Here is a 15,401-nt window from a genome sequence, read left to right as displayed (position 1 = left end):
AAGGAAGGGATGAAAAGATACAAACGGCAGAAGAAAAAGTAAAGTATTTAGAGAAAGTCTCAGAGTTAAATCAATTTCGGTATAAGGTGATTGTCGCATGTGAGGCAAACTTAGTAGAACAAGTAGAAACTGAAAAGTTATCGTCTACATCGTTTACCGATGTGATTAATACTGTGATTTACCAACCACGTAACGCAGAACAAAACTATACCTATAAACTGTATCAAGATGACACAACCGGTGAGTTTGTTTTTGGCCGCATCATTGTTTCGAGAGATTATTCAACGGAAACCGTTAATAAGAAATTTGTTACGTTACAATTACCACCTGATATTAATGAACACTTTGATGAGTTGAAAAATATCATAATGTTGTTTATTCACCAGAAAAGAAATCATATGAGGGAACTAAGAAATCATTATTATTATTTTCGATAGCTTTCTTCGTTTTTGGTGTTTTTGGCTTTATGTACATCGCTGAGTATGATATGGAAACCGCTTTACTCACATTTCTAAGCTTAGGCTTTTTTGGAATGATTTTATTAGGATTAAAAAGCATCATTGAGTTATTACAAGCCATTCGTGATCAATAAAACAGAAAGAAGTGACAACATGTTTAACCTATTAGGAAAATATAGCCCGGTGTTATTAAAAATTGCGATATTCTTTTTAGCGTTACCAGCATTATTTATTATTGGTTTCTTAGTCTATAATATAATTACTGGAGTACTTACGACTATATCTATGTGGTATCTATACCCTATTTATGGATTTGTTAGTATGGCGGCTATTGTATTTATCTTTGCTTTATGGACAAGTTATCAGATTGTATTACTTGTTGGAAAAAATAATTTTAAGAGTGACCAAGGCTATACAGGATGTCATCAATTGATGACACGGTTATTCCTTATCGACGTTTTATTTTTCGTTCAAATGCCGTTTTGGTTTATGGTCGCAGACGGCGAAGATGCGCCAGGATTAATCATTTTAATGGCGTATATTACAGGCAGTATTTTTACATAATCTTTTATCGTGGCGTTGGTTAAACGCACGATAACATCATAAAATTAGTGAAAGGGGATATTATGAGAACAGTTATAATTGTTGTACTGAGCACATTTTTATTAACATTAGTAGGGTGTCAAGATAATGAACCAATGACAGATTTAGAACACTGTGAGGTGCAAAGTGATTGTGAGGTCATGATAAAAGGGACCTATTTATCTGTGTCTAACTTCTTTGAGGAAGAATCGATTACTGACTGGCAAATGACGTCACAAGAGTTTGATCAGGTCAGTGACATTCTTAAAGACTTTAGTGAGTTACCGTTTGGATTTGAGAGACACATTTTTGATGTGATTGAATTGTTAAAAGATGATTCGTCATTAGTTATTGATGGATTTGATGAAAACTCACTATGGGATCTTGCTGCACCGTTAAGAGATGCTAAGGTCTTGTATGATTTGCCAGAACTAACAGAGATTAACAATAATTACCAACACTCTTTTGAGTTCAATAATAATTATATTGTCTACCGTAGAAGTGAGAATATTTTTCGCGTTATGATTTATAAGAATATTTATGATGACACCGATATAGAACTCATTTTTGATGCGGATGTTAATACCTTAGAAAAGACCTTACGCTTTAGTAGCTACATCATTGATGAAATGTATCATCAAAACTTTGATGAGTTTATAGCCTTATATAAATCTAATACTCAGTTTACATCAGATATCGCTGAGTATACGTTTAATAAAAATGAAGAGAATCTTAAATTTAATAACTATAGTGTTAAAGTTGATTACTTAGATAAAGACGTGACTTCATTGAGACTTTATTCATTGGAAGAGATAACGAATTATTACTTAAACGTAAACTATGACACAAATGCAGTTACATACAGTTTAACCGACCTTGATGAGACGGATAACTTTGATGACACAGTCATGGAGTATGATTTAGAATTGAGTACATTGAATAAACAGTCTTACCCACCTGTGATAACACAAGATGATATGGTACAAGGTAACTATACTCAGGATGGACAAGTTATTTTTCCAATGGGTGTTCAAAACCAGTCTTTTTGGGATGTATTCTCAGACAGATACCATAAGTTACTAAATCAAACATAATTAACTGATGAAAGGTGATATCGATGACAATAGAAGCTGTTGAATTTATACAACAGTTTAGAACGCCATTTTTTGATCTCTTCTTCAATTTTATATCGTTTCTCGGTGAAGAAACGATGTATATGCTTGTCTTAGCCATTGTCTATTTTGGTATTGATAAGACAAAAGGAGAGTTTTTAGCCTTTATGTTATTTACTGCGGGGTTTTTAAATGGATTACTCAAAGGATCAATCGGCGCACAGCGCCCATTTGAAAAGTATCCTGATCGCGTGACCAACTTGCGCCCCCAAACCACTGGTGGGAGTAGTTTCCCTAGTGGACATACACAACATTTTACGACCTTTTTAATGGGTGGAGCTTTACTATTAAAACAAAAAAAATATATCGCTATTGCGATTGGTATGGGTCTTTTAATGGGATTGAGTCGACTTTATTTAGGTGTCCATTTCTTAGAAGATGTCTTAACGTCTGTTGTTCTTGGAGTCATTACTGCTTATATTGGGTTCTATATCTTTTTTACCTTTTATAGATACAGACTACATATGTATCTCGCGGGATCAATCATTGCGTTGTTAGTACTGTTTGTGATTGACTCACATTATTATGTTAGTGGGATTAGTTTGTTTATTGGCTTTACACTCGCAATGATTTTTGAACATAAACTCGTTAATGTTCGGTTTGATCCCAAACTAAGTCACCGTATTACCCGCGTTGTTGTGGGTCTTATTGTGTTAGGTGCAACGCAAGCACTCTTTAGTGCGATTACGGATAATGTTTATGTTGAAGCGTTATTTAATGTCTTTTTAGTCTTTATTGGCTTTGGGCTTTATCCGATGATGATTAAACTCATGCAAGACCGTAAACAAGTTAAAAATCCACGTAAATAATCGATTAATGTGTATCTGGAGGATATTATGAACAGAACCCCGGTAATGGATGCCACTAGAAAAGTAAAGCGTGATATTGGAAAAGTTTTCGGTGATAATTTTTTAAAAATAATTACCGAAATAATTCTTAATGCAGATGATAGTTATAATCGTCTTGAAGAATCACATCGTAGGGGAAAATCTCATCGAATTTTGATGAGACTTCATCGGAAAAGACGGGTATATGAAGTAATTGATCAAGCAGAAGGCATGACCAGTGACACCATGCAAAAGATATTCAGTCGGTACGGGGGAGACTATAGTGGAAGTGAGTCAAATAAAGCAGTCCGGGGTTTATTTGGTCAAGGTGCTAGTGATGTTATGTTTCTCAGTGCCTTTCATAACTTTCCCGCATATATGGTAAGCATAAAAGATAATACAGCTAGTAGAATTGATTTTTATTTTGATCACCAAAAGGAAATTCAAGTTAACGTTTTAGAAGACGATATTGACTATTTAAGACAAAAATATAGTATTATTGACAGCGGCACGTATGCATTTTTTGGTATACCGAAACATGTTAAGATACCAAAGCAAAAGAAAATTAAAGAAGCGATTGAATCATTCTACATGTTACGGTATATCCTTAGTAATCCGTATCGTCAAGTCATATTATATGATGATGAAATTAAGCATCGTTTAGATTCTAGGGAGTATTTAATTAATGACGAGAAGATCCTTTTAAAAAATAAGCGTATGCAGTTAACTTTTGATGACTATAAATTACAATCTGTTTTAACACTTTATGAGAAGAAACCAAGTGCATCCCCAAAAATCATAATTAAAGATGAAAATAACGTGGTCTTTGATGAGACTTTATTTGGTTTAGAACATACGCATGGGGCTAGTTATATCGCGGGAGAATATGTAATTCATGGTATTAGTGATGTTTTAAGAGAGAAGTTAAATGCCAAGGAACCTGAAGAAATTTTAAGAGATTCCCGTGATGGGTTTGATCGAAGACATCGATTTACAAATCATATGTACCATCGGGTTATCAATGTCTTAAGAGATGTTATAGAAAAGTTTAATATTGAGCGGGAGAGTATATCTTATTCTTTGAATACCAATAAAAAGTTATTAGATGCCTTAAAAAAAATTAATAGCTATTTTAACGAGTTAAAACTTTCCCGAATCGGTGGATTAGATAAAGGCCTAAGTGCCCCATCAGAAGGATTAAGATTTGCGCGACCAGAAATCAATATAACACGCCGTAAAACATATGCTTTACAATTGTTCATAAACACTGATGATATTGAACCCAAAGAGACCATTCTTTTATCGGCTAGATCCAATAATGATATTGATATTGAAACAAGTGAGATAACCTATCAAGAAGATGATATTAAATATGATAATTTGGTTATCAAATATGTTATTATCAAAGGGAAACGGATTACCAAAAAGCCCATTACCTTAGAAGCTGTCTACAAAAACCTTTCAGCAACAGTATTAATTAATGTCGTAAACGAAAAGATAATCTATCCTGAAAATGGCTTGGAGTTTATTCCAAAAAGAAAATATATAAACCCAAGTAAAACGACAAATCTTAACTTATGGTTTGATACAGCGTTTATTCCATTAAAATCACGTGTTATTATCAAAAGGGAATATGAAAGTCAATTGTTCAATGACAATGAGTCATTTACGCTAGACAAAGAGCATCTAGTGACAGAAACTATTGGCAATATAAAAGTGTCTGTAACATCACATGATTATATGGAAAAAATTGTTGTGAAAGCCACGGTCAAAGACATTATCACCGAATCAGTAATATATGTCAAAGAACCCAAGGATAAAGATGATGGTGCGGATGGTCTATTAAGTAAGCTAGAGTTGGTGTTTGACCCCGGACATTGGCAAGCCAACGTCATTGAAGATCGCGGAATTCTCCAGATTAACGGAAGTCATGTCATTAATAAGACGATTATGGGAAACTTAAAGAAAAAGGATCAAAAAACACCTGATTTTGATGGTAGACAACTTAATTATTTATATGAGTTAATTGCTTTTGAAAGCGCAAAACTCTATGTTGAAGATAAATATCAAGGCGACCAACAAGATTTTGAACAATTATCAAGTGAAATTCAAGAACACAAAACCTTTGTCTATCAAGGATTAATAGACAATTAGTTATGGTCCATTGAAAAAAATATTGAAATATTAATAATACGAACTATCTATAGATTATGGATTCATAAGCACATGACTCTCTTAACCTGTTTATATTTGTTATAATTAAGATGAGGTGATCACATTGAAAGATTATTCAGATGACATTAAAAAGCTTAGTAAAGAATCATATTATGTCACACAAGAAAATGGGACTGAACGCCCATTTGAAAACAAATATGATCAACACTTTGAAGAGGGAATCTATGTTGATATTGTATCAAAAGAGGTGTTGTTCTCTTCAAAAGATAAGTTTGATGCCCACTGTGGGTGGCCAAGTTTTACCAAACCTGTGGAAGCTTCAAAGGTTAAAGAAACGGCTGATATGTCTCATGGGATGGTAAGAACGGAAGTCAGAAGTCAAGCTGCTAATTCTCATTTAGGACATGTTTTTGATGACGGACCAAATGGTCATTTACGGTATTGTATCAACTCTGCGGCCTTAGAATTTATCCCAAAAGATAAGATGAAAGAAAAAGGATACGAAGAGTACTTAAAACTTTTTGAAGAATAGTCACAGTTTGTGGCTATTTTTTCAATAATAATTTTGTGCTTTTAGACAATATCTTTTATAATGGACATAAGGGCGTGATAATATGTCAAAAATAGTCTTATTAAATGAAGAAATTAGTAACTTAATTGCCGCAGGTGAAGTCGTTGAAAATATGGCAAGTGTCGTGAAAGAACTTGTTGAAAATGCGATTGATGCGAACAGTACAAGTGTTCAAGTTGATTTATTAGAAGAAGGATTAAAAAGCATTGAAGTTACTGACAATGGCGAAGGAATGCGTAAAGATGATTTGTTCTTATCGATTAAACGCCATGCGACGAGTAAAATAAAGACCCAACATGATTTATTTCATATTCAGTCACTCGGGTTTAGAGGAGAAGCTTTACCATCGATTGCGAGCGTAAGTGAACTTGAGATGATTAGTGGGAATGGTGAAACAGCCCATAAAATGCAGGTCAAAAATGGGCAAGTCATTAACTTAGAAACCCATGCCCCAATCCAAGGGACACGGATTACAGTCAAGAACTTATTTTATAATACGCCTGCTCGGCTCAAACACTTAAAAGCGACGTTAACCGAACTCAGTTATATTGTTGACTACATAAATAAAATGGCATTAAGCCATCCTGAGATTCGCTTTGTATTAACGAATAATCATAAGGCACTGTTTCAATCGACCGGTGATGGGGATATCTTAAAAGTCTTAAGTGAAATCTATCCCTTAGAAGTGATTAAAAATATGCGCTATTTTGAAAATGAAAATAGCTATTTTAAGATATCGGGATATTTAACTAAACCGTTTATCCACCGTTCAACGCGTAAACATATGAGTGTGATTGCGAACGATCGCATGATAAAAAATAATAGTTTATTAAAAGCAATCACACAAGGATATAATACATATTTACCAATCGGTAAATACCCGATTGTCGCATTATTTATTGAGATGGATCCGTTATTAATTGATGTTAATGTTCATCCTCAAAAACTTGAAGTTAAACTAACAGAAGAACGCACGTTAAGACAGTTAATTATCCAAACTCTACAAAGTAAACTACGTTCCTTAGACTTGATTCCGGATGTTAAGAAGAAAGCACGCAAAGATGACAGTGCCCAAGAAACGCTCGACTTAAGAGAAACAAAGCCAGTCCAAGAAGGACCAAAAACAGTCACGTCATATAAAGACTTTAAACAAGATAAGGCACCTGTTACACACATTGAAGAAACGCCTCAGACGGAGTATGCTAAAACACAAGACGCATTAGAACACCTTGATTCATCAAAGGTACCTGACAGCTTAGAAATCAAAACCCCATTAAGTCGACTTGAGTATATTGGACAATATTTAGGGACATATTTAGTCTGCCAAAATGAAACGGGACTCTATTTAATCGATCAACATGCCGCCGCAGAACGGATTCGGTACGAACGATACTATGCTAATATGGGAAGTGCTAAAATTGAACAAAAACCGTTATTACTCCCAATTGAACTTGAAGTATCGAATGATGAGATTATTGCCCTTGAAGAATCATTACCCATTATTCACAAACTGGGATTAACCTTAGATATTAAAGATAACAAACTGTTCATGACCCATGTCCCGACATGGTTTTTAGAAGGGTTTGAAGAAACGTACGCAGAAGAGATTATTAAACAGATTTTAAATGAAGAAGACGTGAGTATCGCGATGATACGCGATCCTCTCGCAAAAGAGTTGTCATGTAAACATTCGATTAAAGCCAATCACTATATTAATGAAGGTGAAATTGAACAACTCCTACGTGATTTAGAACACTGTAACAATCCTTATACCTGTCCGCATGGACGGCCTGTTACCATCCGGTTTACCCAACAAGAGATTGAAAAACTCTTTAAAAGGATACAATCATGATCGTCTGTATTGTCGGACCAACAGGTATTGGAAAAACTGAGCTTTCCTTACAACTTGCGAAACACTATGACACAGAAATCATTAGTGGCGATAGTGTTCAAGTCTATAAGGGCTTAGACATTGGTAGTGCAAAAGTAAGTGAAGAAGAACAAGCTGAGGTAAAACATCACTTGATTGATATCTTTTCACCGGATAAACAATATAGTGTCGCGTTATTTCAATCGATGGTGAGAAAAAAGATCAGCGAGTTTCAGGATAAAGGATTAATGCCTTTAATCGTTGGCGGAACAGGCTTATATATTAAAAGTGTGTTATATGATTATGACTTTACAGACGCAAGACGTAATGAAGACATGTTAAAACAATACAATGACTATTCAAATGAAGCCTTACATGATGTACTTAAGGAAAAAGATCCAAAACAAGCCAAGAAATATCATCCGAATAATCGTAAGCGTGTGTTACAAGCCATCTCAAGGGCAGGATCAAATAAAATGTCACAGAACACCAATAAAGATACTAAAGTCTATGACTATCTTATGATTGGTTTAACAATGGACCGTCAAAAACTTCATCAACGTATTGAAAAACGCGTTGAACAGATGTTTGAAGAAGGGTTAGTTGAAGAAGTGAAACAACTTTATCCTTATAAGGATGAAAGTTATGCCCTTGATGCGATTGGCTATAAAGAAATAATTGCCTATCTAGATGGAGAGATGACATGTGAAGAAGCGAAAGAGCGTATCATTATTCACACACGACAATTAGCAAAAAAACAGTATACGTTTTTCAGAAATCAACTTGACGTCACGTGGGTCAATAAAGATAACTTTGATGATGAACAATCATTATTACAGCACGTGATTGATCTCATCGATAAAAAATAATCGTTTTAATGTAAAATTTAGTTTGTAAATGTTATGATTAAGTGGGATGGAAAGTGATGACCTTAACATCTCTTATGTCACTCTAAAGAGGGTGTTTAAGGACAACTCCTTAATGATTTATGATGATAAATAATTCATCGGTTACTTAAAAATTGTACATGTTTCAAAAGAACATTTAATACTATGAATAAACGCTATAAACGATTCAACTACGAGGTGAAATTATGGCTAGAAACTTAAAAACATACCAATTTCAAAACGGGATTACCTTACGTAATCCATTCGTCTTAGCACCAATGACTACGTACTCTTCCAATGCCGATTTAACGTTATCACAAGAAGAAGAGGCGTATTATCGTGCACGCGCTAAATCCTTTGGCATGATTATTACTGCCGCAACGGCTGTGAATAAAAATGCACAAGCGTTCGAACATCAAATCACAATCCGTGATGACCGGTATATAGAATCGATGACACGACTCGCTAATGCGATTAAAGAAGAAGGGTCTGTTGGGGTATTACAACTTCATCATGGTGGCCGCATGTGTCAACCAAATCTCTTTAAGAACCAACGGATTGTTGCGCCAAGTGCTGTAAAGGCAGAACGTGAGTTTGCGGTGACCCCTGAAAAACTTAAAATCAGTGAAATCTATGATATCATTGATGACTTTAAAGATGCGACAAAGCGGGCGTTACAGGCTGGTTTTGATGGGGTTGAGTTACATGGGGCAAATACGTACTTAATCCAACAATTCTTTAGTCCGCATTCGAACAGACGAATAGATGAGTTTGGCGGAAGTGTTGAAAAACGGATGCGTTTTATTCGTTTGCTTGTTGATGCGGTGTTAGAAGTCAAAGAAGAAGCGGACCGTCCATTTATCGTTGGCTATCGCTTTAGTCCTGAGGAAATTGAAGAACCAGGAATTACATTAAACGATACTTTACAGTTAGTTGATTATTTAAGTGAGACACACTTAGATTATTTACATATATCAATTGGACACTATGATAAAGCAAGTTTACGTGATAAAACAGACAGTACCCCTGTTGTCACCAAAATACAAAGCGTCTTACAAAATAAGATCCCATTAATCGGGGTTGGCGGGATCCATAGTTTAAAAGATGTCGAGCTTGCGAACCGTTTAGGATATGACTTATATGCCTTAGGTATGGGCGCGCTCGCAGATCCTGATATTCCTAACAAACTGATTAATGAAGCGCCATTAAAAAATACTATTGATGAAGCGTCAGTCTTACCGAAGCCATTAAAAGAGCGCTTAAAACATTGGGGCGACGGCTTAGAAAAACGCGGATACAAAATAAAATAACGACACTGTCGTTATTTTTTTGACTTATTTATATGTCAAACTTGACATATTGTGCATTATTGCGTACACTAATTATGGTGATAAAAATGAATGATTTTATTAAAGCAATGATGTTAAAAGAATTGATGACTGAAGAGATGATTATTGGCTACCGTTTTAAAAAGAAACTAAACCAACAAGGGATTACTGTTTCTAATGGTTCGATTTACTTGCATTTGGGGAACTGGTTTGATGCGGGGTACGTAACCAAGAAAAAAGCAGGAAAAACCGTTGAGTATCATCTGACATTATTAGGAAAAGAGATGTTATTTCAACATATAAAAACCGTACCTAAAGATATTGAAACACAAATGCGAGCAATAGCGGCGCTTGTGCCAAACACGAATTGGCAGAAGAAGGAAGATGTATCAATGTTTTTAAATGAGTTAAACAAAGCTAAGAGTTTAACAAACGATTATTGGGAGACATTATGATTTTAATTATTGGTGGCACTGGGACAGTTGGGAAACATGTTGTTGCTTTTTTAAAGAGTAAGAATCTAGCATATAAGTTAGGACTGTATCATTCGCATAAAAATGATGATAAACAGGTACCAATCGTGCCCTTTGACTTTGATGATCAGTCAACCTACGATGATGCTTTAAAAGAGGTTGACGATGTCTTTTTTATCAGACCACCACAGATCGGTGATCCTAAAGCCTTTTATCCTTTTATAGATGCGATGAAACAACGTGAGATAAAACATGTGGTGTTCTTATCGCTAATGGGTGTTGAAAAAAATCCGATTCCACCCCACGGTAAAATCGAAAAATATATTAAGAAACAATTGATTCCATATACCTTTATACGACCGAGTTTCTTTATGGAAAATCTCATCACACCACATGGAAAAGATATTAAAGAAACAGACTGCATTGTTATTCCAGCAAAAAATGCGAAAACCAGTTTTATCTCAGGTAAAGATATCGGAGAGGTTATTGGAACGATTTTTTTAGAGCCTCAGAAACATGCCAATAAAGCATATACACTTACAGGTAAAGAAGCCTTAACCTACCATCAAGTAGCGGACCTTTTTACGGATGGTTTAGGACGCCAGATTAGATACACAAGCCCAAATTTTTTGCGTTATTATCGGCATATGCGAACGCGTCATTTCGACCGTAAATACATTATAGTAACGATATTTTTATACATTATGACCCGGCTCAATACTGCAAGTGATGTCACAAATACGGTAAACAGTTTGCTTAAAAAAGACCCTGAAACGATGAAAGCATTTATTGAACGCCACCAAGAGGTTTGGCAATAAAAAAAGATAATCACTTTAATATGATTATCTTTTTGTGTGTTTAATATCTCTTGGTAAATACTTTAAGTAGGGCTTCATATAGTCATCAAATTGAAGCTTTAACTGCGTAAGCGTTTCGCCATCAAAATGAATTAAGTGAGGGTCGTCTTTCATTGCTTGTGATGTACTTTCATTATCTTCGTTATACTTTAAGAAAGTCGTAGGTGAATACCTGTCACATTGTAAGTTAAGTTGGTAACGACTGGTTAGGTTTTGATTAATCACAAAGCCGACCGTGGCAACCTCTTTACTAAGTATTTTATATTCTTCATAATTACAAATACAAACGGATAATTCACTTGGAATATCGGAGAAACGTTTTCCATATTGGTCGCCATTGAAGGATCTGATGGTGACTAAATCATTGGCTAATTCGGCTTGAGTGAACACCTTTAAATCGACATGCTTAAAAACGTGGTTAACATATTCGTTTGGTTTTTGTCGTGTTGTCAATGTCTTATACGGGTTAAAATAATATGCATTAACCAAGTATTCAAACAACTCATATTTACCATTATAGACTTGTCCCATTAAGCAAAAGACTTTTTTCATACTACACCACTATCCTTTATAATCATTATAAATAAGAATGGTGACTTTGTCATTAATTATGCTCAAAATACAAAAATGGGCTGTTTAGGAAACAATAATATGATACAATAATATCAGGTGATTAAAATGAACAATCAATTTCAATCGAAACGCAATCCCGTTTACGCTAGAAACGGTGTTGTCGCAACAAGTGAAGGGTTAGCGGCACAAGCAGGAAAATCAATTTTAGAACGCGGCGGAAATGCTATTGATGCGGCTGTTGCCACTGCGGCAGCGTTAACCGTTGTCGAACCAACATCGAATGGTATTGGCAGTGACTGTTTTGCGTTAGTCTATACGAATGGTAAACTTCATGGGATGAACGCAAGTGGGTATTCCTCACGCAATATTACGATAGATAAAGTAAAAGAGCGTGGCTATAAATCAATGCCTGCGACAGGGATAGAATCAATCACTGTCCCAGGAACGCCAAGAGGCTGGGCAAGACTCATTGAAAAATGGGGGAACCTGTCTTTAGAAGAGGTTATGCAACCAGCGGTTGATTTAGCCCGTCATGGCTTTTTAATTTCAGAGACAGTTGGCTATTATTATGAACGTGCCATAAAAGCGTATACAAAACAGAATACATCAGAAATGTATCAAACCTTTTATGATGTCTTCACAAAAGATCAAGCTCCTTATAAGGCCGGTGAATTCTTTAAAAGTGAAGCGCACGCAAAAACCTTAGAAGCAATCGCAAAGACCGGGGCTAAGAGTTTTTATGAAGGTGACTTAGCTGATAAAATTGTGGCTTTTATGGAAAAACATCATGGCTTTATTGATCATGATGATTTAAAAAACTTTGATGTTGAATTTGTCGAGCCTATTTCAGTCAACTATAAAGGGATTGATGTCTACGAAATCCCGCCTAACGGGCAAGGCATCACAGCGCTTATGGCGCTCAATTTATTAAAAGAGGATAGGTTTATCAAGCGGGATGTAATCACGCTTCACAAACAAATAGAAGCCTTGAAAATTGCCTTTAGCGATACCTTAAAATATGTAACGGATCCTAACTTTATGTCAATGGATATGACTTTTTTACTGAGTGATGACTATGTTAATTTACGTAAAAAAGACATTAAAAAAACAGCGCATAAGCCAGACCCGATAACCTATGAATCTAGTGGGACTGTTTATTTAGCGACGGCGGATAAAGATGGCAATATGGTCTCATTTATTCAAAGTAATTATATGGGATTTGGTAGTGGTATTGTGATTGATGATACTGGAATTGCGATGCAAAATAGAGGACATACATTTAAATTAGATCCTGAACATGACAATAAACTCGCGCCAAGAAAACGCACCTATCATACGATTATTCCAGGATTTTTAATGAATGGCAAAACCCCAATTGGCCCTTTTGGTGTCATGGGTGGGTTTATGCAGCCACAAGGACACTTACAAGTAGTTATGAATTTAGTTGATTTTAAAATGAATGCTCAAGAAGCCTTGGATGCCCCCCGATTTCGTTGGGATAAAGACTTGAAAGTCGCCTTAGAACATCAATTTGACCAATACATTGCCCAACAATTAACAGTCAAAGGACATCAGATTACGTATGATGTATATTCGGGTGGATTTGGTCGTGGCCAAATCATTAGACAGATTGATGATGGCTACGAAGTAGGCACAGAAACAAGATGTGATGGGACCATTGCCTACTATTAGGTGGAACTTGAGATGACAAACAAAGAAAGAATGTTGAGTAAACACTTATATGTTGGTGATGATGAGTTAAAAAAACTCGCCAATAAGGCAAGAGACTTACTTGATGAGTTTAATAAAACGCCCTATCGAAACTATGAAAAACGGAAAGGTATCATCAAATCATTGTTTGGTAAGACCCCTAATGATTTTTATGTACATAAGCCGTTTTATTGTGATTATGGGTTTAATATTGAAGTCGGAGAACACTTTTATTGTAATTTTAACTGTGTCTTTTTGGATGTGGGTAAAATTACGATTGGAGATAATGTTATGTGTGGACCGAATGTTCAGATTTATACCGCGACTCACCCGATAGATAGTCGTGTTAGAAATGAAGGGTATGAATATGCTTTACCTGTAACCATTGAAGATGGTGTATGGATTGGTGGTGGGGCAATAATTAACCCTGGTGTAACGGTTGGACAAGATGCGATTATTGCTTCTGGCGCTGTGGTTACAAAAAATGTTCCCGCCAATACAATTGTTGGTGGCAACCCGGCGAAACTGATTCGTCAGATTACCAAAGAGGACCAGATGTATTGGGAAAACGAAAGACAAAAATATCATAACCAATAAAAAAAAACGGTAATTTACCGTTTTTTTGGTAGAATTTGTTTGACTAAGCGGTATATTCCATATAGAATACCCGTAGGTATTGCAACTATGATGGCTAATACTACAATAAGTATGGCGAGTAGAACATACAATATTGCTAAAATAATATCAATAATAATCATTAAAACACCTCATTATTGATGCGTGTAGTTATTAAAGCCACCTTCTAATATATAAATATCAGAAAATCCATCACGAATCATTTTCTTTGCTAATCGTTTACTTTTACGACCATTTTGGCAATAAATATAAACCGACTGGTCTTTGCGTAAGCGGGAATATTTTCCTACAATTTGGCTTTTTTTAAAGTTGCGTGCCCCTTTGATTTTATCCTTGTCATAGGCATCTTTCTTACGGACATCAATAAGTTGCCCCTTACGCATGTTGTTTTCAAAAGTTTCTTGATCGATAATATGCAGTTTACTGCGATCAAGATTTTGATAACGCATCAAAAGCCATCCAAATCCAAGTCCTAATGCAATCGCTAAAACAATATCTATCCAATCCATGATATCACGCTCCTATAATGCATTATAAGACTGTTCTACGGCCTTGTCAATCTTTTTAAAAGGATGAAACACAGAAAGATTTATGAAATCCTAAAAGAGTCCGTCGTAACTATTTACAAATAGTGTCTTTTCCTATATAATATTATCTATGGCTAGGAGCGTGAAAAAATATGACAAATTCAAATAGCTTTAAAACTGGAATGACAATCCAGTCAGAGGGTAATTTATATACAATTTTAGAGTTTCAACATGTGAAACCAGGAAAAGGACCGGCATTCGTGCGGTCTAAACTTAAAAACTTACGTACTGGGGCTATTATTGATAAAACATGGCGTGCTGGAGAAAAAGTAGAAACAGCACATATTGATAAAAATGCAATGGTATATTTATATGCTGATGGTGATCGACATGTGTTTATGAATAATGAAACGTACGAACAAATTGAAATTTCTGAGAAACAAATTGAATATCAGCTTAACTTTATCGTTGAGAATATGGAAGTTAACGTCATTTCTTTTGAAAAAGAAATCTTAGGTGTTGATATTCCAGAAAAAGTAACTTTAGAAGTAACACAAGCAGACCCTGCAGTGAAGGGGAATACAGCACAAAGTGCTACGAAAGATTGTGTTGTTGAAACGGGCTTTGAATTACAAGTTCCATTGTTTGTTGAAAAGGGTGACAAAATTGTTATCAATACAAGCACAGGAAAGTATGATACCCGCGCATAAAGGAGTGAACGCAATTGGATTATTCCGCCAGGTTTTTACTTAATT

The 15,401-nt window shown here is 35.3% G+C and carries 17 protein-coding genes; 15 read left to right on the top strand and 2 right to left on the bottom strand.

Features of this window, described 5'->3' with window-relative positions; translation table 11 throughout:
* Nucleotides 1-86: 86 nt before the first annotated feature.
* From UMR38_02920 to UMR38_02865, 12 genes are all read left to right on the top strand, one after another.
* Nucleotides 87-437 (top strand): hypothetical protein, encoded by a 351-nt coding sequence (locus tag UMR38_02920; protein MEC9484813.1) that lies wholly within the window; start codon nt 87-89, stop codon nt 435-437.
* A 29-nt stretch (nt 438-466) separates the two neighbouring features.
* Nucleotides 467-592: a hypothetical protein gene (locus UMR38_02915; GenBank protein ID MEC9484812.1), complete on the top strand. Its 126-nt coding sequence runs from the start codon at nt 467-469 to the stop codon at nt 590-592.
* Between the two features lie 19 nt (nt 593-611).
* Nucleotides 612-1,022 carry a hypothetical protein gene (locus UMR38_02910; protein MEC9484811.1) on the top strand — a complete coding sequence of 137 codons (411 nt, stop codon included), beginning with the start codon at nt 612-614 and terminating at the stop codon, nt 1,020-1,022.
* 62 nt (nt 1,023-1,084) lie between these two features.
* The gene (locus UMR38_02905; GenBank protein ID MEC9484810.1) at nt 1,085-2,134 is read left to right on the top strand and encodes a hypothetical protein; all 1,050 of its coding nucleotides are present in this window, start codon (nt 1,085-1,087) and stop codon (nt 2,132-2,134) included.
* Between the two features lie 23 nt (nt 2,135-2,157).
* Nucleotides 2,158-3,021: a phosphatase PAP2 family protein gene (locus tag UMR38_02900; GenBank protein MEC9484809.1), complete on the top strand. Its 864-nt coding sequence runs from the start codon at nt 2,158-2,160 to the stop codon at nt 3,019-3,021.
* A 27-nt stretch (nt 3,022-3,048) separates the two neighbouring features.
* Nucleotides 3,049-5,193, top strand: a complete 2,145-nt coding sequence (locus UMR38_02895) for a hypothetical protein (GenBank protein ID MEC9484808.1) — start codon at nt 3,049-3,051, stop codon at nt 5,191-5,193.
* A gap of 124 nt (nt 5,194-5,317) precedes the next feature.
* A complete protein-coding gene (msrB, locus tag UMR38_02890) occupies nt 5,318-5,746 on the top strand; it encodes a peptide-methionine (R)-S-oxide reductase MsrB (protein MEC9484807.1) in 429 nt (142 codons plus the stop codon).
* Between the two features lie 82 nt (nt 5,747-5,828).
* Nucleotides 5,829-7,637, top strand: a complete 1,809-nt coding sequence (gene mutL / locus UMR38_02885) for a DNA mismatch repair endonuclease MutL (GenBank protein ID MEC9484806.1) — start codon at nt 5,829-5,831, stop codon at nt 7,635-7,637.
* Nucleotides 7,634-8,524, top strand: a complete 891-nt coding sequence (miaA, locus tag UMR38_02880; protein ID MEC9484805.1) for a tRNA (adenosine(37)-N6)-dimethylallyltransferase MiaA — start codon at nt 7,634-7,636, stop codon at nt 8,522-8,524. Before mutL ends, miaA begins: the two co-directional genes overlap by 4 nt.
* Nucleotides 8,525-8,748: 224 nt before the next feature.
* The gene (locus UMR38_02875) at nt 8,749-9,852 is read left to right on the top strand and encodes an NADH-dependent flavin oxidoreductase (GenBank protein MEC9484804.1); all 1,104 of its coding nucleotides are present in this window, start codon (nt 8,749-8,751) and stop codon (nt 9,850-9,852) included.
* An 86-nt stretch (nt 9,853-9,938) separates the two neighbouring features.
* Entirely contained in the window at nt 9,939-10,325 is a 387-nt protein-coding gene (locus UMR38_02870; GenBank protein MEC9484803.1) for a hypothetical protein, read from the top strand.
* Entirely contained in the window at nt 10,322-11,161 is an 840-nt protein-coding gene (locus tag UMR38_02865; protein MEC9484802.1) for an NmrA family NAD(P)-binding protein, read from the top strand. The genes UMR38_02870 and UMR38_02865 overlap by 4 nt, the downstream gene beginning before the upstream one ends.
* Before the next feature lie 24 nt (nt 11,162-11,185).
* Here the strand turns inward: UMR38_02865 and UMR38_02860 are convergent, their stop codons facing one another.
* On the bottom strand, nt 11,186-11,752 hold the full coding sequence (locus UMR38_02860; GenBank protein ID MEC9484801.1) for a hypothetical protein: 567 nt from the start codon (nt 11,750-11,752) through the stop codon (nt 11,186-11,188).
* A gap of 126 nt (nt 11,753-11,878) precedes the next feature.
* On the opposite strand from UMR38_02860, the gene ggt reads away from it, so the two are divergent.
* Nucleotides 11,879-13,465, top strand: coding sequence for a gamma-glutamyltransferase (gene ggt / locus UMR38_02855; GenBank protein MEC9484800.1), 1,587 nt, complete (start codon nt 11,879-11,881; stop codon nt 13,463-13,465).
* Between the two features lie 12 nt (nt 13,466-13,477).
* A complete protein-coding gene (locus UMR38_02850) occupies nt 13,478-14,080 on the top strand; it encodes a sugar O-acetyltransferase (GenBank protein ID MEC9484799.1) in 603 nt (200 codons plus the stop codon).
* A 173-nt stretch (nt 14,081-14,253) separates the two neighbouring features.
* Here UMR38_02850 and UMR38_02845 read toward each other — a convergent pair whose 3' ends face one another.
* Nucleotides 14,254-14,628: a rhodanese-like domain-containing protein gene (locus tag UMR38_02845; GenBank protein MEC9484798.1), complete on the bottom strand. Its 375-nt coding sequence runs from the start codon at nt 14,626-14,628 to the stop codon at nt 14,254-14,256.
* 170 nt (nt 14,629-14,798) lie between these two features.
* On the opposite strand from UMR38_02845, the gene efp reads away from it, so the two are divergent.
* Nucleotides 14,799-15,356 carry an elongation factor P gene (gene efp, locus UMR38_02840; protein ID MEC9484797.1) on the top strand — a complete coding sequence of 186 codons (558 nt, stop codon included), beginning with the start codon at nt 14,799-14,801 and terminating at the stop codon, nt 15,354-15,356.
* Nucleotides 15,357-15,401: the final 45 nt, after the last annotated feature.

This window comes from Candidatus Izemoplasma sp., from assembly GCA_036172455.1.
Taxonomy (GTDB): domain Bacteria; phylum Bacillota_I; class Bacilli_A; order Izemoplasmatales; family Izemoplasmataceae; genus JAIPGF01.
Note: the sequence above shows the minus strand (reverse complement) of the source record. Positions and strands in the feature narration are given on the sequence as shown.